We start from the raw sequence: 15,445 nt of genomic DNA, 5'->3' as shown, positions 1-15,445 counted from the left end.
CGTGCACCTCGAAATGGGAGAGACCAGGAAGCTAGCCGGTCGATACCGGCTGCTCAACCCCCTGGGCGCGGGCTCTGTGCGCCTGGCCTTCGACGAGCAGGGGCACCGTGACGTCGCGGTCAGGCAGCTGCGGATCCAGCCCGAGCTGCGTGACGCGGCGCTGCACCGGGCGCGCCGGGCGATGGCGCTCCGGCACGGCTCGATCGTGCGGGTGCTCGACGTGGTGGTCGAGGACGATACGCCGTGGCTGATCATGGAGTTCGTCTCGGGGTCGTCGCTGGAGCAGACCGTGCGCTCGCGCCGCCCTCTCCCTGTCATGCAGGCGGCCAGGGTCGGCGTCGGCGTGTTGTCCGCGCTCACGGCCGCGCACGCGGCGGCGATCGTGCACGGGCACGTCGAGCCCGGCAACGTGCTGCTCACCAGGACGGGCCGGGCGGTGCTGACCGGGTTCGGGCTGCCGAGCCGCAGCACGTGGCCGTCGGCGGACCTGTGGTCGCTGGGTGCCACGCTGCACTTCGCGATCGAGGGCAGGCCGCCGGGCCAGGCGCCTGCCGAGGGCCCGGACCCGCTCAGGTCGCTGATCAGGGCGACGCTGCACCCCACGGGACCGCCACCGGTCGAGGTGATCCGCGACACGCTCGAACGGCTGGCCCTGGACCAGCCGCTGGATTCGCTCATCGAGTCTCTGGGGCCGCTGCCGCCCGCCGAGGTCGCCGCGATCGGGCTGGCCGCGCTGGACCGGCTCGAGCGAGGGATCCACGGCGGGGTGCAACCCGGGAACGTTCTCATGGACGCGCACGGCCGGGCGACCCTGCTCCCGTCGCTGCGTTCGGGCACCCTGCCCGCCTACACGGCTCCCGAGGGCGGGCAGAGTCCGGCGGCCGACCTGTGGTCGCTCGGGGCCACGCTCTTCGCCGCCGTCGAGGGCACGCCGCCCGCTCCGGGCGCCTCGCTGGGCAGGGCAGGCCCGCTGGCCCCGATCCTGGCCAGGCTGTTGTCGGGAAATCCGGCCGACCGCCCGTCCCTGGACGACCTGCGCCGGGATCTGCACACCGTGGCGCGTCATTGAGATACATCGCGAACGGGAACCAAGACAATGGGCTCACTCGTTGGATCCACGACGCAGAATGTGGAAGAGGCGGGGCATGCGCTCCGTGCTCGGACGAAGCTCGGAGGAAGTTGAGTATGTCGCCAGTCCAGAAGTACGCCATAGGCGCCGGCGCCGCGGTTCTGCTCTCGCTGATCTTCCTGCCCGGATGGCTCACCCTACTGGTTGTCCTCGGTGTGGTCGCCGCCCCGGTGGTCGGCTATTTCATGCTCGACCCGTCGCAGCGCGAGCGGCTCAAGAGGGTCCGCAAGCGCGGCATCGGCCGCTGAGTCCCCGATCGGCGGGGGCCGTTCAGGCCTCCGCCGCGGCCAGCGCCGACTGCACGCGCTGGGTCACCCTGCGCTCGATGTAGAACGACAGGAACGGCACCGTGCCGCCGAGCATGACGCCGAGCATGTATTGCCACGTCCAGCGTGCCTTCATGCCCAGATTCATGACCGCGAGCAGATAGATCATGTAGAACCCGCCGTGGATCGGCGCGGTGATCTTCGACATGGCCGGGTCGCCGAAACCGTAACGCAGCACCATGGCGAGGCAGAGCACGAGCAGCATGACGCCGACCACGTAGGCGAGCACCCGGAAGGGCTTCAGAGCCGATTCCACGATTTAACCTTCCAGAGCCATCTGAGGGGACTTGGCGCGGTCCCGATCCGCCCGTACGGCGTCGCGGACGAAGTGGAACCACATGAAAACGGCGAATCCGGCGAAGATCCACCAGTTAGCGGCATATGCCAGATTACGCCAGGTCAGCGTGCCACCGACCTCTGGCGGCGCCACCTTGACCTGGGTCAGCGAACCGGACGGCGGCTGCGCCACCACATAACCGGTGCGTACCTTCTGCCCGGTCCACAGGTTGATCAGCTCGCCCGTGGACACTGTCTGGACCTGACCGGCCGGCAGGCCCTCGGAGCGCCGCTGCACGCTGTCGGTGCCCTGCTGCGGCCGCAGCCGCCCGGCCACCGCGACCCTGCCCTGCGGGACGGCCGACACCGCTGGATCGTCGCTCGTGGCCACCCAACCCCGCACCACCGGCATCAGCGTGCCGTCGTCGAGCCTGAGCGGGGTGAGCACCCAGTAGCCGTCGTCCTGCGAGGCCTTGCCGCCGGGGGCGTCGACGTCGGCCCGCCGGTCGGCCACCAGCAGCTGGCGATCGGCCTCGTAAACGCCCTCCGCCGCGACCCTGCGGCCGACGGCCTCTCCGCTCATCTGCGCGCCCACCGGAGCGAGCGTGGCGACCGTGACGGGCCCTGGGTCCGCGGCGGCCTGAGGCTTTCCCGAATCTTGGAAAACGCCGAGCTGCCAGCGTCCCAGCAGGATGAATGCGATCAGGACCCCGATCGTGAGCAGGTGCAACCCCATGACGCGGGGTGAGAGAAGGGTCCTGAGCATGCTTCAAAGCTATCCGCCGAATGGGGTGGTCCCCTCATCAGGGGTTGTCTACAGATCCCGCCAAACAGCACAAACGGCGCAGCCGATCACGCTAAGCTGCTGGCCATGTCTGACCAGCACATCGACCCTGCGGGCAACACCCAGGCCTTCCGAGCGTTCGCGCACGCGCGTGAGCAGGAGGCCGCGGCGAAGCCCAAGAAGTCGCCCCTGCTGCCCATCCTCGCGATCGTCGCGGTGATCGTGGTCATCGGCGTCGCCGCCTTCCTCCTCCTCCAGTAGGCCCCGAGCCCAGGACGACCCGCCACGACGACGTGGCGGGTTTTCGTGGTGGCCTCCCATGACCTACATTGGACGATGAGTCCAATAGGAGGTTCCTCATGGGCGACCCAGGGTTAGTGATCGTCGGCTCCGGCTTCGCCGGGATCTGCATGGCCATCAAGCTGAAAGAAGCCGGCTACCACGACTTCGTCATCCTGGAGAAGGCCGCCGAGCTGGGCGGCACCTGGCGTGACAACACCTACCCCGGCTGCGCGTGCGACGTGCCGTCGCACCTCTACTCCTTCTCGTTCGAGCTCAACCCCGGCTGGTCCCGGATGTTCCCGCCACGGGAGGAGATCCAGGCCTACCTGCGCTCGTGTGCGGACAAGTACGGCGTGACGCCGCACATCCGGTACGGCAAGAACGTCGCCGCCCTCGAGTATGACGACGACCGCCGTGCCTGGTCGGTCACCACCGAGGACGGTGAGACCCTGCGGACGAACGCGGTGGTCTCCGCCATTGGCGCCCTCCACATCCCAAAATTTCCCGAAATTGTGGGACGGGAGACGTTCGCCGGTCCCGCCTTCCACTCCGCCGAATGGGACCACTCGGCGGACCTGACCGGCAAGCGGGTCGCCGTCATCGGCACCGGCGCGTCCGCCGTTCAGTTCGTCCCCCAGATCGCCCCGGCGGCCGCTCACGTGACCGTCTTCCAGCGCACGCCCCCATGGCTCATCCCCAAGCCCGACTTCGCCTTCTCGCCCGGCGCACGCAGGCTCCTCCGCCTGCCCGGCGCGACCAGGACCCTGCGCAACGCCCTCTACTGGGCCCTGGAGACCAGGGCCCTGGGCTTCGCCGTGCACCCGCGCCTGATGAAGCCCCACGAGAGGCTGGCGCGCAGGCACCTGGACGCCCAGGTCCCCGACCCGGAGCTGCGCCGCGCCCTCACGCCCGGCTACCTGATCGGCTGCAAGCGCGTCCTCGTCTCCAGCGACTACTACCCGGCCCTGACCAGGGACGACGTCTCACTCGTCACCGACGGGATCACCGAGATCCGCGAGCGGTCGATCGTGGATGCCGCCGGCGTCGAGCACGAGGTGGACGTGATCATCTATGGCACGGGTTTCAAGGTGGTGGACGCGCTCGCCGACCGGCGCATCGCCGGCCGCGGCGGGCTGACGATCCAGGAGGCGTGGAAGGAGGGCGTCGAGGCCTACTACGGCATCGCCACGGCCGGCTTCCCGAACCTGTTCTTCCTGCTCGGCCCGAACACCGGCCTCGGGCACACCTCCGTCGTCTTCATGATCGAATCGCAGGTCCGCTACGTCGTCGAATGCCTGCGCCTGCTCTCCAGGACCCAGGCCAGGGCCCTCGACGTCCGTCCCGAGGCGCAGCGGGCGTTCAACCGGCGGCTGCGCGCGCGGCTCGACCCGCTGGTGTGGAACGCGGGCGGCTGCCATTCCTGGTATCTGGACGAGCATGGAGCGAACCGGACGATCTGGCCGGGGTTCACGTTCGAGTATTGGGCGCGTACCAGGCGGGTGCGGCCGGACGCGTACGAGCTCATCTACTGACTTCAGACGCCGTCGAGCAGCGCCGCCACCGCCTCGTCGGCGAAGTCGTCCGGCACGGGCAGCCCGCGGAACACCGTACGCATCCACACCGCCCCGGCCAGCAGGTCGACGATCAGCATCGGATCGGCCGACTCCTTCAGCTCGCCCCGCCGCACCGCACGTTCGAAGATCTCCCGTTCCCGCGCGAACCGGTCGGCGAAGAACCTGCGCGCGTCCAGCTCCGGGTGGCGCACCGCGGCGGCCAGCGCGGCGACGGCGATGTCGCTGGCCGGAGGCTCGGTGAGCAGCCGTTTGACGGACTCGACCAGCGCCACCAGGTCGCCGCGCAGACTGCCCGTGTCCGGGGTGTCGAACCCCAGCACGTCCGCCTCCACCAGTGCCGCCCCCAGCAGCGCCGCCTTCGACGGCCACCACCGGTAGATCGTCGTCTTGTTGACGCCGGAGCGCTCGGCGACCCCCTCCACGGTCAGCCCGTCGTAGCCCTTCTCGGCGACCAGTCGCAACGTCGCATCGAAGATCTCCTGCTGCTTCCTCGGCGCCATACGGGTCATTTTCTCCCGGTGAACGCCGTGGCCACGCCCAGGCCGAGGTAGACCACGCCGCTGACGTACCGCAGGGCTCTGGTCTGCCTGCTGATGCGGGTACCGAGGGCGCCGGCCGCGCACGCGTACACGATGTCCGACAGCAGGCCCAGCAGCAGCAGCGTCAGGCCGAACACCACCACCTGCAGCGCGGGGGAGCCCGCGCCGGGGTCCACGAACTGCGGCAGGAACGCCAGGAAGAACAGTGCCACCTTGGGGTTCAGCACGTTGACCAGCACGCCTTCGAGGAAGACCTTGCGCAGCGGCTGCGGGGGCGGCGTCCGGCCTTCCTCCTGCTTGCCGGTGAACGCGCGGATCCCCAGATAGATCAGGTACGCGACGCCGGCCCACTTGACCAGGGCGAACAGCGTGGCCGACTGCGAGATGACGTACGACAGCCCCGCCGCGGCGGCGACGATGTGCACGAGCGTGCCGGCCTCCACGCCGAAGGCGCTGGCCAGGCCTGCCGATCGGCCCTGGGCGAGCCCTCTGGCGGTGATGTACAGGTGGTTCGGGCCGGGGATGAGCACCAGGACCAGCGAGGCGCTGACGAAGAAGACGTACGTGGTGGGGGAGATCATGAAGAGCAGCTTAGGTCCGCTTTGGTACGCCTCCGAGTGCCAATGGCAGGCTAATTTCGTGGACCAATCGACTGTCGGTGCGGCGTGGCATAGTTGCTGACGTGAACGGTCTTCTCGTCGGGCGCTCAGCGGAGCTGGCCAGACTCGTGCGGGTGCTCCAGTCTGCCGTCGAGGGCACGGCCGGCGTCGCGCTCGTCGGCGGGGACGCGGGCATCGGCAAAACCCGGCTGGTCTCCGAGCTGGTCGAGCAGGCCCGCGAGCGGGGTGTCCACGTGCTGGTCGGCCAGTGCGCCGAGCTGGGTGACGCGCTGCCCTACCTGCCGCTGGCCGACGCCCTGCGCGGTGCGCAGCCGCCCGTGCGCGAGGCCGCCGCCGCGCATCCCATGCTGGGCCAGCTGCTGCCCGGCACCGAGAGCGCGCCCTCGACCGGGCTCACCCAGCAGCGGCTGTTCGGCTCGCTGCTCGGGCTGCTGGCCGACGTGCAGCCGGTGCTGTTCGTGATCGAGGACCTGCACTGGGCCGACCGCTCCACCCGCGACCTGCTGGTCTTCCTCAGCCGCATGGTGCAGGCCGAGCAGGTCTGCGTCGTGGGCACCTACCGCACCGACGACATCCACCGCCGCCACCCGCTGCGGTCCGTGCTGGCCGAGCTCAAGCGCCTGCCGACGGTCACGAGCGTCGAGCTGGGGCCGCTCGGGACGGGCGACCTGTCGGACTACGTCGCCACGCTGGGCCAGGTCGACGCCCGCGAGCTGGGCGAGATCGTCACGCGGGCCGACGGCAATCCGTTCTACGCCGAGGAGCTGTTCGCGGCCGTGGCGGAGGGCGACAACCTGCCCGACGGGCTGGCCAGCCTGCTGATGTCCAGGGTCGAGGTGCTGCCCGAGCCCGGCCAGCAGGTGCTTCGGGCCGCCGCCGTGGCCGGGCGGCGGGTGGAGGACGAGCTGCTGAGGGAGGTGTCGGGGCTGCCGCTGGCCGAGTTCGAGGAGGCGGTCAGGGAGATCGTCTCGCGCGGGCTGCTCAGGGTCGACGGCTTCGGCTATGCCTTCCGCCACGCGTTGCTGCAGGAAGCGGTTTACACCGACCTGCTGCCCGGCGAGCGCACCCGGCTGCACGCCGCCTTCGCCCGCCTGCTGACCTCCCCTGCCGAGCTGGCGCACCACCATCTCGCCGGCCACGACCTGGCCGGCGCGCTCGCGGCCTGCGCCGAGGCGGGCCGGCTGGCCGAGCGGCTGGGCGCTCCCGCCGAGGCGCACCGCCACTACGACCAGGCGCTGAGCCTGTGGGATCAGGTTGACGGGGCGGAGGAGCTGGCCGGGGAGAGCCGGACGGCCTTGGCCTTCCGCAGTGCGGTGACGGCGGCCGACAGCGGCGACAACCACCGGGCCGTCGTCCAGTTGCGTGCGTTGCCGCAGACGTCCGAGGTCAGCGAGCGTCTGGCCTACTACCTCTACGAGACCGACGATCAGCCAGGCGCCATCGCGGCGGCCGAGCGGGCGGTCGAGAGCGCCGAGGACCCGGCCTCCCTCGCCCGCGCGCTGGCCACCCACGCCCGCACACTGCTCTGGAGCCCGCGTCACCGGGACGCGGAGGTCCTCGCCATCAAGGCGCTGGAGACCGCCCGCTCGGCCGGAGCCAAGGACGCCGAGGCGGGCGCGCTGATCGTGCTGGCCTCCTACTTCGAGCACAAGGGCGACGTGGACCAGGCGCACGACCTGCTCGAGCTCGCCTCCGGAGAGAGCTCAGGCGACCTCGCCATGGACCTGCGGGCCCGCTTCCATCATGCCCGGATCCACCACGAGCAAGGGTTCCTGACCGCGGCCGCCGAGATGGCCGACGACGGCATTCGCATGGCCGTGGACACCGGGCTCAAGTGGAGCACCTACGGCACCGACCTGCGCTTCCTGCGCTTCCTCATCCACTACGTGGCAGGCGAGTGGGACCAGGCGGAGACCGTGGCCGCCGGCTTCCCCGTGCGGGTCGGCACGATTCATGAGGCGACCCTGTCGTCGTTCGCGCTGTTCGTCGAGGTCGGGCGGGATCTGCCCGCGGTCGGGAGCCGGCTCGGCTGGCTGCGGCCGTTCTGGTCCGACGAGTTGGTCGGCTACATTTCCAGGGGTCTGGCGGCCGAGCATGCGCTGTGGCACGGCGATCCGGCCGCGGCGCTGGAGCACGTGCACGAGGTCCTGGCGATGCTGATCCCGGGCGAGCACGGCGTGTTGCGGGTGGCCACCGTCGGGCTGTGGGCGCTCGCCGAGCTCGGCACCACCGAGGGCGCCGACGACCTGCTGGAGCGCGTCCGCTTCGTCGTCGAGCGCGGCCTCACCGGGGAGCGCGGGCATCTGGGGCCAGAGGGGATCGCGTGGGCGCTGCGGGCCGAGGCGGAGTGGCACCGCGTCCACGGCCGCCATGACGTGGAGTCGTGGCGGAAGGTCGTCTCGGCGTTCGACTTCGGCTTCGTCTACGAGGTGGCGCGGGCCCGCTGGCGCCTGGCCGAGGCACTGCTCGCGGCCGGTGACCGGGTGGCGGCGCAGGCGGAGTGGGAGCTGGCCAGGGAGACGGCGGGCAAGTTGCGGGCGGCGCCGTTGGAGAGCGCGCTGCTGGAGTTCGGGCGGCGGGCCCGGTTCGGCATCGCCGGCGGCGGGGGTCCAGGCGGCGGTGAACGGCAGGGCGACGGCGGGTTGACGGCTCGGGAGCTCGAGGTGCTGCGGCTGGTCGCCGAGGGCCTCACCAACCGGGAGATCGCGGAGCGGCTGTTCATCGCCCATAAGACGGTGAGCGTGCACGTCTCCAACATCCTGGGCAAGCTGGAGGTCTCCACCCGTACCCAGGCGGCCGCGGCAGCACGCCGGCGAGGCCTGCTGACATAGTGCGGCGGGTGTGCATCAGTGCACAGCAGCGAGCTTGTGCGGACCGCCGCCGGGTGCCGGGCCGTCAACTGGTGATTGTCAGGTCGCGCAACAGGAAGTAACTCGCGTGGTCGGTCTGCAGGTACGCGTGGAACTTCTCGGCCCGGGCCTTGGCCGACTTGTCCGCGGTGACGATCGTGATGATCAGATACTTCTTGGACGCGCTCGATCGGATCTTCCCGTACGCGTACGTGGTGTGCGCCTTGTCCTTGCGCCACGTCACCGCGTCCGAGGTGAGCTTGGACAGCCGCGTGGCGGTGTTCTTCGCTGCCTTCTCGTTCGGGAACGACATCATGAGCTGCACCGCCTTGAGGTGCCCGCCGTATGCCGAGTACGCGACCTCGATGGCGCGCTCGCAGTCGTACTTGGCCAGCACGCCCTCGCCGTCCACCGGGTCGCAGGAGTTGTACGTCCAGCCGCCGACCTTGTTGGCGTTGAACTTGACGCCGCCCAGGCCGAAGCTCCAGTCGTCGAACTCGTTGTGCGTGAGCGGCGAACCCGGCTGGGCCCGCTTCGATGTGGGCGTGGGGGCCGTGCTGGGCTCGGACGTGGGCGGGTCCGACGGGGTGGCCGAGGGCGGGTCCGACTCCTCGGGCGTCGTCGTGGGGACGGAAGGCGCGGTGCTCTTCAGGGCCACGGTCGTCGCCGGGCCGGAAGAGTTGAGGTAGAAGACCGCGCCGATCGCGCCGCCGCCCAGGAGGAGCGCCCCTAAGGCGACCGAGATCCCGATGATCAGGCCGTTGTTGCGCCGGGGCGGCGGGCTGAACTGCCGGCCCGGGCCGTGCGGGCCGGGCTGGGGGTACTGGCCCTGCGGGTATGGGTTCTGCGGCCCGTAGGGGCCCTGCTGTCCATACGGGGTCTGCTGGTCATAGGGGTTTTGCTGCCCGGATGGGTTCTGCTGGCCGTACGGGTGTGGCTGGCTCGGTGGGTTCTGTTGGCCGTACGGACTCTCTTGTCCAGGTGGGTCATGGTGGCCGTAGCCGGGCTGAGGGACCGTCGGTCCCGGCTGGTTGGGGCCGTATCCCGGTTGCGGGGGCGTCTGGCCGTACCCAGGCTGGCCGGGGCCCTGCGGTGCTCCCTGTGCCTGCGGGCCCCACGGCCCTTGTGGCTGCTGGGGCTGCGGAGGCTGTGGAGGGTATGCCATCCCCCCATTCTGGTGCAGACCATAACCATGTGCCCCAACTACCCCAGCAAAATCTGGCCTGGTGCTGGTGGCTGTACTACGATCCGAGGTGTGGCGGTGCTCTTCCGCCCAACCCTCTGAGCGCGCCCCCACGCGGCGCGCCGGCCGCGGGGGCAAAGGGGACGTGACGCGCCTCGGGAGCGGTGGTCTGACCGGCAGGCGATCCTTTCGCGGCCGCCACGGGCCGCGGGCGTGGGCCGGGCCCTGGCGATGGTCGCAGGAAGAGCCGTCATGACCAGCAAGAAGCAGCTCAAGGCCCGCATCCGCGCCCGGATGGCCAAGACCGGCGAGAGCTACACGACAGCCCGCGACCACGTGCTGGGCCAGGCGGAGACGCGTTCCGACGCGGGCTGGCGGTTCGTCGGCGGGCGTGATCCGTCCAGCGCGGCGATCACCTCCGTCCTGGTCAACCAGGGCGCCTCCGTGAGCGAGCCGCTGGTGTTCCTGGCCGGGGGCGGCATCGGCGCGGGCTACATCCTGTGGGAGTTCAAGCACGACGATTCCCGCCACGTGACCCTGGGCTTCCGCAACCAGTGGCAGTACCACGACCGGTGGATGGCCAAGACACTCGGCCGGCTCGGGGTCCCGTACGAGGAGCACCGGACGGCCGGAGCTCGGGCCGCCAGTGATCGGCTCGCCGCCGAGTTGGACGCCGGGCGGCCGTGCGTGATCCTGCCCGACCGCTACCACCTCGGCTACTGGCAGCTGCCCGCCGCGCTCGACGGGCACGGTGGCGGCCCCGTGGTGGCCTATCGGCGTGACAAGAGCGGCGTTTACCTCGACGACCGCGGCCAGGCGCCGATCCGCATCCCGCGGGAGCGGCTGGACGCCGCACGGGCGCGGGTGCCGTCGTACAAGAACGTCATGCACGTGCTCGGCGACGCCAAGCCGGACGAGGCGACGCTGGCGGACGCGGCTCGCGAGGGTCTGCGGGACTGCGCCACGCATCTGTCGGCGCCCTCGGACTCGTTCTCGCTGCCGGCCTGGCGGAAGTGGGCGCGGCTGCTGACCGACACCCGCAACGCCAAGGCCTGGCCCAAGGTCTTCGCCGACGGCCGCGGCCTGGCCGACGCGCTGCTGTCGTTGTGGGAGGGTGCGGAGCCGGTCGGCATGGACGGCGGGAACCTGCGCGAGTTGTTCGCCGACGCGCTGGACGAGGCGGCGCTCCTGCTGGACGAGCCGGAGCTGGCCGGGCTGGCCGGCCGGTTCAGGGAGATCTCCGCCCTCTGGCACGGGCTGGCCGAGGCGGCGCTCCCGGCCGAGGTGCCGGAGTTCGCCCGCGTCCGCGAGCTGACCGCCGCGATCAAGGAGAGCGTCATGGCGGACGGCAGTGCGGGCGGGGAGGAGGCGGCCGAGACCGGCCGGCAGTTGTGGCAGGCGCGGGCCGCCGCGAACGAGTCACTCGCCGCCACCGACCCGTCCGAGCTGTTCGCCGATCTCAGCGCCCGCCTGGGCACCATTCACGAGGCGGAGACCGCCGCGATTCGTCACTTGACGGAGCTCATCAGCTGAGACTTCTGGAAGGTCGGCATCCGGCGGGTTGACTTCAAGCCGACTTGAAGTCGCATGCTGGCTGCCATGTCGATGACAGAACTCATCCAGTTGCTGGACGCCGCCGACGCCATGCCGGCCGCCGCCGCGCTGCGTGCCCGCTCGTACGAGCTGCTCGACCTCCAGGACGGGGCGGGCGTGGTGGACGTGGGCTGCGGCGCCGGGCGGGCGGTCGGCGAGCTGGCGGAACGCGGTGCGCGGGCGATCGGCGTCGACCTCAGCGAGGAGGTGATCGCGGTGGCCCGCGGCCGCTGGCCCGACGCCGACTTCCGCGTCGGTGACGCCTGCGACCTGCCGCTCAAGGACGGCGAAGTTGCCGGGTATAGGGCCGACAAGGTCTTCCACCTGCTCCCCGACGGAGCGGCGCGAAAGGCCGGAGAGAGCGAGGGACGAGCCAACGGAGGCCGCAGCAAGCGCGACCATGGGCACGCCGCCAAGGCGCTGGCCGAGGCCAGGCGGGTGCTCGTGCCGGGCGGGCGGGTCGTGCTGGTCGGCCAGGACTGGGACACCCAGGTCATCGACTCCGACGACCCGGCGCTCACCCGCGCCATCGTGCACGCCCGCGCCGACCTGATCCCCAACCCCCGTGTCGCCCGCCGTCACCGTAACCTGCTGCTCGACGCCGGATTCGAGGACGTGACGGTGGAGGTGCACACGGCCGTCTTCACCGACGCCACGATGGTGCCGCTGCTCGCGCGGACCGCCGCGGCCGTCCGTGCGGCCGGGGCCATCACCGCCGAGCAGGAGAGTGTCTGGGTGGCCGAGCAGGCGGAGCGCGCCCGGTCCGGCCGCATGTTCCTGGCCTTGCCGCTCTTCATGGCGGCGGGCCGCGCGTAGGGTGCGTCAGTGCGGTGGTGGCTTGCCCTTGGGCGGGAACACCTGCAGGGCCGCCTCCAGCGCGGTCGTCTCCTCCGGGGTGAGCCGTTCGAGGAAGTGCACGAGCGTGGCGGCCTGGTTGCCGCTGCCGGCCAGCGCGCTGCGCATGAGGTCGGCTGTATAAGCCTCCTTCGAGGCGACCGGCTCGTACACGTAGGCCCGGCCCACCGCGCGGCGCTTGAGCAGGCCCTTGGTATGCAGCTTGTCCATCACGGTCATCACGGTGGTGTAGGCGATCTGGCGCTCCTGCCGCAGCTCCTCCAGCACCTCACGGACGGAGGCAGGCCGGCGTCGCGCCCACATGCGATCCATGATGGTGGACTCGAGCTCGCCCAACCCGCGCGTCATGTCGTCAATGCTACCGGCCGTCGTAGTCGCGCGCCGTCACCGCGACGGGAGCGAGGCGGCCACCCGACTGGCAACTAATACGAGTAGTAGTACCGGCGGGCATGGGGACATTTGACGTCAAGCGGGGCTACCATGCCTATTGATCATCGGCCGGCGAGGTGCGAGGTGTGCGATGGGTGACGACGAGCCGGGTCTGAGGCCGGGGCAGCGAGTGCCCCCGGGAATCGATCCGACCGTGCCCAGCATCGCCCGCGTGTACGACTACTTCCTGGGCGGTAATCCAGCTATTGCTGAAAGTGTGTCTATATCGCAATGATCGGGCAGAGCCGTCTTTGCAGGTAGAGCACTGGGCCAAGCCCCCGTCTGATCTTCCCGTCACCGCCGCCCAGCATCCACGAGAGCGGGCCAGGGGCAGGGTGTCACGGTGGAGCGCCCTACCGGACGAACGACCGTGACACCCTGGCCCTGATCTGCTGGGCTTGTCTGGGGGACGGGACGGGAAGATCACGACTTCCAGCCCAGCCATGTGTGGGGGCGCGCGTAGTTGATCATCCTGGATCCGGAGTCCCCCGCCGGAGGCATGCTCTGACGGAGGATGAACCGACGGATCACTCTGCTTGGTGTGCCAAGCCGTCGAACTCGCCATCCTTCGCACCGGCGACTAACGCACGGAACTCGGAAGGTGTGAACGTCAGAACGGGGCCGTCAGGGTCCTTGGAGTCGCGGACGTGCACGCCAGCGGTGGTAACTGCTACCTCGACACAGTCGCCACCGTTCGTGCTGTAGCTGCTCTTGGTCCAATGCAGCCCCGAAGCGGAGATCATTTTGCGTGGAGTCCTTCTAACAGGAGCGCTAGGCGCTAAGGGTTGCGATTAAGTCTCGTGACTCGTCCGGCGACAGGGCGAGATCGGCGAGGCTTTGAAATCTGGCGGTGTAGCTGCTGAGTTCGTGGGGGTCTTCAAGGACAAGACCGCTCTGTGCCTGCTCCAGGTAGACGATGTCCGGGTCCGTGCTGACGGGGAACTCAAGGATGTTGAACGCCCCATCGAGGGCGGCGTGTGCGCCAGCGGTGAAGGGAAGCACTTGGACGGTGACGTGTGGGAGCGACTGGCGGAGTTGGATCAGGTGGCGGCACTGCTCGGCCATCGTCGCGGGACTTCCAACAGTGCGGCGTAGGACGGCTTCGTCAAGGATGGCGTGAACGCGAAACGGCGGCTGGCGCGTGAGGAGTTGCTGACGAGAGAGACGGACTGTCAGCTTCTCGGCCATCGCCTCGTCATCGACTGAACCAAGGGCAGTCGCGGTGATGACGGCTCGGGCGTACGCCTCGGTTTGGAGTAGGCCGGGGATGACCTGGGGGTGGTAGGTCCTGAGTCCCGATGCCTCGGCTTCTAGGCCAATGTAGCTGTCGAAACCTCGCTTCATAGTCGGGCGGTGCCGGTGCCACCAACCCCGTTGCCGGGACTGGCGGGTGTCGGGGGGGCATGTCGCCGCGATGAAGGCGGCGGAGCTGGTCTTGGGGTTGGCGGAAAGGTAGTGCGGCGGGAGCCAGGGGCCCGCCTACTGCGTAGCACCCCGAAGGGCGAGCGTTAAAGCGAGGTAGGCCGGCGCCTGGGCGTTCCATTTCTGAGGTGCCTGACCGATGCGCGCCTACGGCGAGTCCAGCGGGCCGTAGGCACGCAGTGCGGCGTCCAACCCGGGGGGTTTCCCAAAAGCCTCTAAAAGCGGGGTGACACGCCGGTGCGCAGTTCAATGCTCCGACCGCAAGCCCTCGGGCGCTGTTACTTCTCAGCGACACCGCCTTTCAACGGCAATGGTCGCTGTCGCAGCAGACCGGCGAACGCTGTCACTTGTCACCGACAAAACCACTCCGACAATGAAGATGGGTGCCAGGTCCGTTGATACCTGACACCCATCTTCACGTTAGGTCGGACTCAGAACACGTTCGTACAGGCCGCGCCCATGCTGGACCATTGATCAGCCTGCCAGCCCCCGCCGGTGCTGTAGTACACGATCTGTTGCCCGGTTATAAACGACTTGTAGCCCGTAGAGTTGTATTGCCTTGGGTTGGTTCCGTATCCACTGATGGGAGAACGGCTTTTCCGCATGTGAGAGAGGGTGATGCCCCACCACATCATTGCGGGGGTGTCGGTCGCATAACCGAAAACCCGCACATTGTAGCCCGCTGGACACACGCAACTCATGTACCAATCCGAACGCCTGCCGCATGTGCGCATCGCGGTGGTCCCAGCGGAAGTAGCCTGGGAAGCCCGGTCATCGGCCGAGCTGCTCACTTGAACTTGCGTGAGTGTGGATGCGGCGCTTGCGCTTGCGGTCATTTCGACCATAAGAAAAAGCGACAGCGCGATCACGGGTATCTGCCGCATTGCAGATCCGAAACTTCTCTTGGTTAGCAACGCACGCCCTTTCCGTAGAAGAACTCCGCCGCGGACCACGTTTCTCGCGCGGCCGTTGCTCACAACTCCTGGCCAGATCCTTGCATACGCCGGTGGCAACTTGGAATACGCCGGGAATACGTCGGGAATACCCCGTGGTCTCCGAGCCTTCCCGGTCTTGCGAGGGGCCTAACGATCTTTGGCCTTGAGCTTCTGGACGTTTGTGTCAAGTTTTCACGACTCCCGGGGAAGCCGGGCGTGGGCGGCGTAGTCATCGGACGCTTCCCGCGCGGGCGCGCAGCGGGCCTTCCGGCTGGCCGGGCTGCTCGACGCACCCGATTTCGCTTCCCGGGCGGTGGCGGCCCTCCTGGACATGCCGGTGCGGCAGGCGGAACGCGAGATCGTGCACCGGACGCTGGCGGTCCCGGGCGGAGATCATGTCGTACTTCGGCGACATGGAGCTCCTCGAGCCTGGTCTGGTGCCGCTGGCCGACTGGCGCTCCCAGCCGGACGACCTGATCCGCCAGGACCTGACCCGCTACAACGTCGTGGCCGGCGTCGCCCGCCGGACCTGAGGCCGCCGCGATCGGGCAACGCCAGGCGATCATGTCCGCCCTTCTTCCCGCCGATCTTGCCGACGGCGTACTGCCCTCCGTTCCACGTGATGTCACGGCATGGAACGGCCTAGGTG

At 69.4% G+C, this 15,445-nt stretch carries 18 protein-coding genes; 8 read left to right on the top strand and 10 right to left on the bottom strand.

The genetic code is table 11. The annotated features are described in order from the left end of the window. Position 1: 1 nt before the first annotated feature. Together Q9G87_RS26400 and Q9G87_RS26395 are read left to right on the top strand one after the other, a co-directional pair. Positions 2-1,069, top strand: a complete 1,068-nt coding sequence (locus Q9G87_RS26400; RefSeq protein ID WP_305919157.1) for a protein kinase domain-containing protein — start codon at positions 2-4, stop codon at positions 1,067-1,069. A 116-nt stretch (positions 1,070-1,185) separates the two neighbouring features. Further along, positions 1,186-1,377 carry a hypothetical protein gene (locus Q9G87_RS26395; RefSeq protein WP_305919156.1) on the top strand — a complete coding sequence of 64 codons (192 nt, stop codon included), beginning with the start codon at positions 1,186-1,188 and terminating at the stop codon, positions 1,375-1,377. Positions 1,378-1,399: 22 nt separating this feature from the next. On the opposite strand, the gene Q9G87_RS26390 is transcribed toward Q9G87_RS26395, so the two are convergent. Both Q9G87_RS26390 and Q9G87_RS26385 read right to left on the bottom strand, forming a co-directional pair. After that, positions 1,400-1,711 (bottom strand): DUF3817 domain-containing protein, encoded by a 312-nt coding sequence (locus Q9G87_RS26390; RefSeq protein ID WP_305919155.1) that lies wholly within the window; start codon positions 1,709-1,711, stop codon positions 1,400-1,402. 3 nt (positions 1,712-1,714) lie between these two features. After that, the gene (locus Q9G87_RS26385) at positions 1,715-2,497 is read right to left on the bottom strand and encodes an SURF1 family protein (RefSeq protein ID WP_305919154.1); all 783 of its coding nucleotides are present in this window, start codon (positions 2,495-2,497) and stop codon (positions 1,715-1,717) included. Positions 2,498-2,602: 105 nt separating this feature from the next. Between Q9G87_RS26385 and Q9G87_RS26380 the strand changes: the two genes are divergently transcribed. Both Q9G87_RS26380 and Q9G87_RS26375 read left to right on the top strand, forming a co-directional pair. Next, positions 2,603-2,776, top strand: a complete 174-nt coding sequence (locus Q9G87_RS26380) for a hypothetical protein (protein WP_305919153.1) — start codon at positions 2,603-2,605, stop codon at positions 2,774-2,776. Positions 2,777-2,874: 98 nt separating this feature from the next. Then, positions 2,875-4,329 carry a flavin-containing monooxygenase gene (locus Q9G87_RS26375; protein WP_305919152.1) on the top strand — a complete coding sequence of 485 codons (1,455 nt, stop codon included), beginning with the start codon at positions 2,875-2,877 and terminating at the stop codon, positions 4,327-4,329. A 2-nt stretch (positions 4,330-4,331) separates the two neighbouring features. Here the strand turns inward: Q9G87_RS26375 and Q9G87_RS26370 are convergent, their stop codons facing one another. Together Q9G87_RS26370 and Q9G87_RS26365 are read right to left on the bottom strand one after the other, a co-directional pair. Then, entirely contained in the window at positions 4,332-4,871 is a 540-nt protein-coding gene (locus Q9G87_RS26370; protein WP_305919151.1) for a TetR/AcrR family transcriptional regulator, read from the bottom strand. 5 nt (positions 4,872-4,876) lie between these two features. Next, positions 4,877-5,491, bottom strand: coding sequence for a LysE family translocator (locus Q9G87_RS26365; RefSeq protein WP_305919150.1), 615 nt, complete (start codon positions 5,489-5,491; stop codon positions 4,877-4,879). A gap of 101 nt (positions 5,492-5,592) precedes the next feature. On the opposite strand from Q9G87_RS26365, the gene Q9G87_RS26360 reads away from it, so the two are divergent. After that, positions 5,593-8,361 carry a helix-turn-helix transcriptional regulator gene (locus Q9G87_RS26360; RefSeq protein ID WP_305919149.1) on the top strand — a complete coding sequence of 923 codons (2,769 nt, stop codon included), beginning with the start codon at positions 5,593-5,595 and terminating at the stop codon, positions 8,359-8,361. A 64-nt stretch (positions 8,362-8,425) separates the two neighbouring features. On the opposite strand, the gene Q9G87_RS26355 is transcribed toward Q9G87_RS26360, so the two are convergent. Continuing rightward, positions 8,426-9,544 (bottom strand): hypothetical protein, encoded by a 1,119-nt coding sequence (locus Q9G87_RS26355; protein WP_305919148.1) that lies wholly within the window; start codon positions 9,542-9,544, stop codon positions 8,426-8,428. A 270-nt stretch (positions 9,545-9,814) separates the two neighbouring features. Here Q9G87_RS26355 and Q9G87_RS26350 point away from each other — a divergent pair, with 270 nt between their 5' ends. Further along, a complete protein-coding gene (locus Q9G87_RS26350) occupies positions 9,815-11,095 on the top strand; it encodes a BtrH N-terminal domain-containing protein (RefSeq protein WP_305919147.1) in 1,281 nt (426 codons plus the stop codon). A 66-nt stretch (positions 11,096-11,161) separates the two neighbouring features. After that, entirely contained in the window at positions 11,162-11,971 is an 810-nt protein-coding gene (locus Q9G87_RS26345) for a methyltransferase domain-containing protein (RefSeq protein ID WP_305919146.1), read from the top strand. Between the two features lie 6 nt (positions 11,972-11,977). On the opposite strand, the gene Q9G87_RS26340 is transcribed toward Q9G87_RS26345, so the two are convergent. The 5 genes from Q9G87_RS26340 to Q9G87_RS26320 form a co-directional block, all read right to left on the bottom strand. After that, a complete protein-coding gene (locus Q9G87_RS26340; protein WP_305919145.1) occupies positions 11,978-12,358 on the bottom strand; it encodes a BlaI/MecI/CopY family transcriptional regulator in 381 nt (126 codons plus the stop codon). Positions 12,359-12,966: 608 nt separating this feature from the next. Continuing rightward, on the bottom strand, positions 12,967-13,182 hold the full coding sequence (locus Q9G87_RS26335; protein WP_305919144.1) for a DUF397 domain-containing protein: 216 nt from the start codon (positions 13,180-13,182) through the stop codon (positions 12,967-12,969). Between the two features lie 28 nt (positions 13,183-13,210). After that, positions 13,211-13,783, bottom strand: a complete 573-nt coding sequence (locus tag Q9G87_RS26330) for a DUF5753 domain-containing protein (protein WP_305919143.1) — start codon at positions 13,781-13,783, stop codon at positions 13,211-13,213. A gap of 509 nt (positions 13,784-14,292) precedes the next feature. After that, on the bottom strand, positions 14,293-14,745 hold the full coding sequence (locus tag Q9G87_RS26325) for a hypothetical protein (protein WP_305919142.1): 453 nt from the start codon (positions 14,743-14,745) through the stop codon (positions 14,293-14,295). 280 nt (positions 14,746-15,025) lie between these two features. Next, on the bottom strand, positions 15,026-15,211 hold the full coding sequence (locus tag Q9G87_RS26320; RefSeq protein ID WP_305919141.1) for a hypothetical protein: 186 nt from the start codon (positions 15,209-15,211) through the stop codon (positions 15,026-15,028). Between Q9G87_RS26320 and Q9G87_RS26315 the strand changes: the two genes are divergently transcribed. Further along, on the top strand, positions 15,210-15,329 hold the full coding sequence (locus Q9G87_RS26315; protein WP_305919140.1) for an SAM-dependent methyltransferase: 120 nt from the start codon (positions 15,210-15,212) through the stop codon (positions 15,327-15,329). The genes Q9G87_RS26320 and Q9G87_RS26315 overlap by 2 nt on opposite strands. The last annotated feature ends 116 nt before the right edge of the window (positions 15,330-15,445 follow it).

This window comes from Nonomuraea turcica (assembly GCF_030718205.1).
GTDB lineage: Bacteria > Actinomycetota > Actinomycetes > Streptosporangiales > Streptosporangiaceae > Nonomuraea.
Note: the sequence above shows the minus strand (reverse complement) of the source record. Positions and strands in the feature narration are given on the sequence as shown.

What these genes read in the sequence shown, in the direction of transcription:
- Q9G87_RS26315 (WP_305919140.1), top strand. Translation starts at nt 15,210, where the DNA reads ATGGAGCTCCTCGAGCCTGGTCTGGTGCCGCTGGCCGACTGGCGCTCC.
- Q9G87_RS26370 (WP_305919151.1), bottom strand. Translation starts at nt 4,871, where the DNA reads ATGGCGCCGAGGAAGCAGCAGGAGATCTTCGATGCGACGTTGCGACTG.
- Q9G87_RS26375 (WP_305919152.1), top strand. Translation starts at nt 2,875, where the DNA reads ATGGGCGACCCAGGGTTAGTGATCGTCGGCTCCGGCTTCGCCGGGATC.
- Q9G87_RS26330 (WP_305919143.1), bottom strand. Translation starts at nt 13,783, where the DNA reads ATGAAGCGAGGTTTCGACAGCTACATTGGCCTAGAAGCCGAGGCATCG.
- Q9G87_RS26355 (WP_305919148.1), bottom strand. Translation starts at nt 9,544, where the DNA reads ATGGCATACCCTCCACAGCCTCCGCAGCCCCAGCAGCCACAAGGGCCG.
- Q9G87_RS26385 (WP_305919154.1), bottom strand. Translation starts at nt 2,497, where the DNA reads ATGCTCAGGACCCTTCTCTCACCCCGCGTCATGGGGTTGCACCTGCTC.
- Q9G87_RS26365 (WP_305919150.1), bottom strand. Translation starts at nt 5,491, where the DNA reads ATGATCTCCCCCACCACGTACGTCTTCTTCGTCAGCGCCTCGCTGGTC.
- Q9G87_RS26340 (WP_305919145.1), bottom strand. Translation starts at nt 12,358, where the DNA reads ATGACGCGCGGGTTGGGCGAGCTCGAGTCCACCATCATGGATCGCATG.
- Q9G87_RS26335 (WP_305919144.1), bottom strand. Translation starts at nt 13,182, where the DNA reads ATGATCTCCGCTTCGGGGCTGCATTGGACCAAGAGCAGCTACAGCACG.
- Q9G87_RS26320 (WP_305919141.1), bottom strand. Translation starts at nt 15,211, where the DNA reads ATGTCGCCGAAGTACGACATGATCTCCGCCCGGGACCGCCAGCGTCCG.
- Q9G87_RS26325 (WP_305919142.1), bottom strand. Translation starts at nt 14,745, where the DNA reads ATGCGGCAGATACCCGTGATCGCGCTGTCGCTTTTTCTTATGGTCGAA.
- Q9G87_RS26395 (WP_305919156.1), top strand. Translation starts at nt 1,186, where the DNA reads ATGTCGCCAGTCCAGAAGTACGCCATAGGCGCCGGCGCCGCGGTTCTG.
- Q9G87_RS26350 (WP_305919147.1), top strand. Translation starts at nt 9,815, where the DNA reads ATGACCAGCAAGAAGCAGCTCAAGGCCCGCATCCGCGCCCGGATGGCC.
- Q9G87_RS26380 (WP_305919153.1), top strand. Translation starts at nt 2,603, where the DNA reads ATGTCTGACCAGCACATCGACCCTGCGGGCAACACCCAGGCCTTCCGA.
- Q9G87_RS26345 (WP_305919146.1), top strand. Translation starts at nt 11,162, where the DNA reads ATGTCGATGACAGAACTCATCCAGTTGCTGGACGCCGCCGACGCCATG.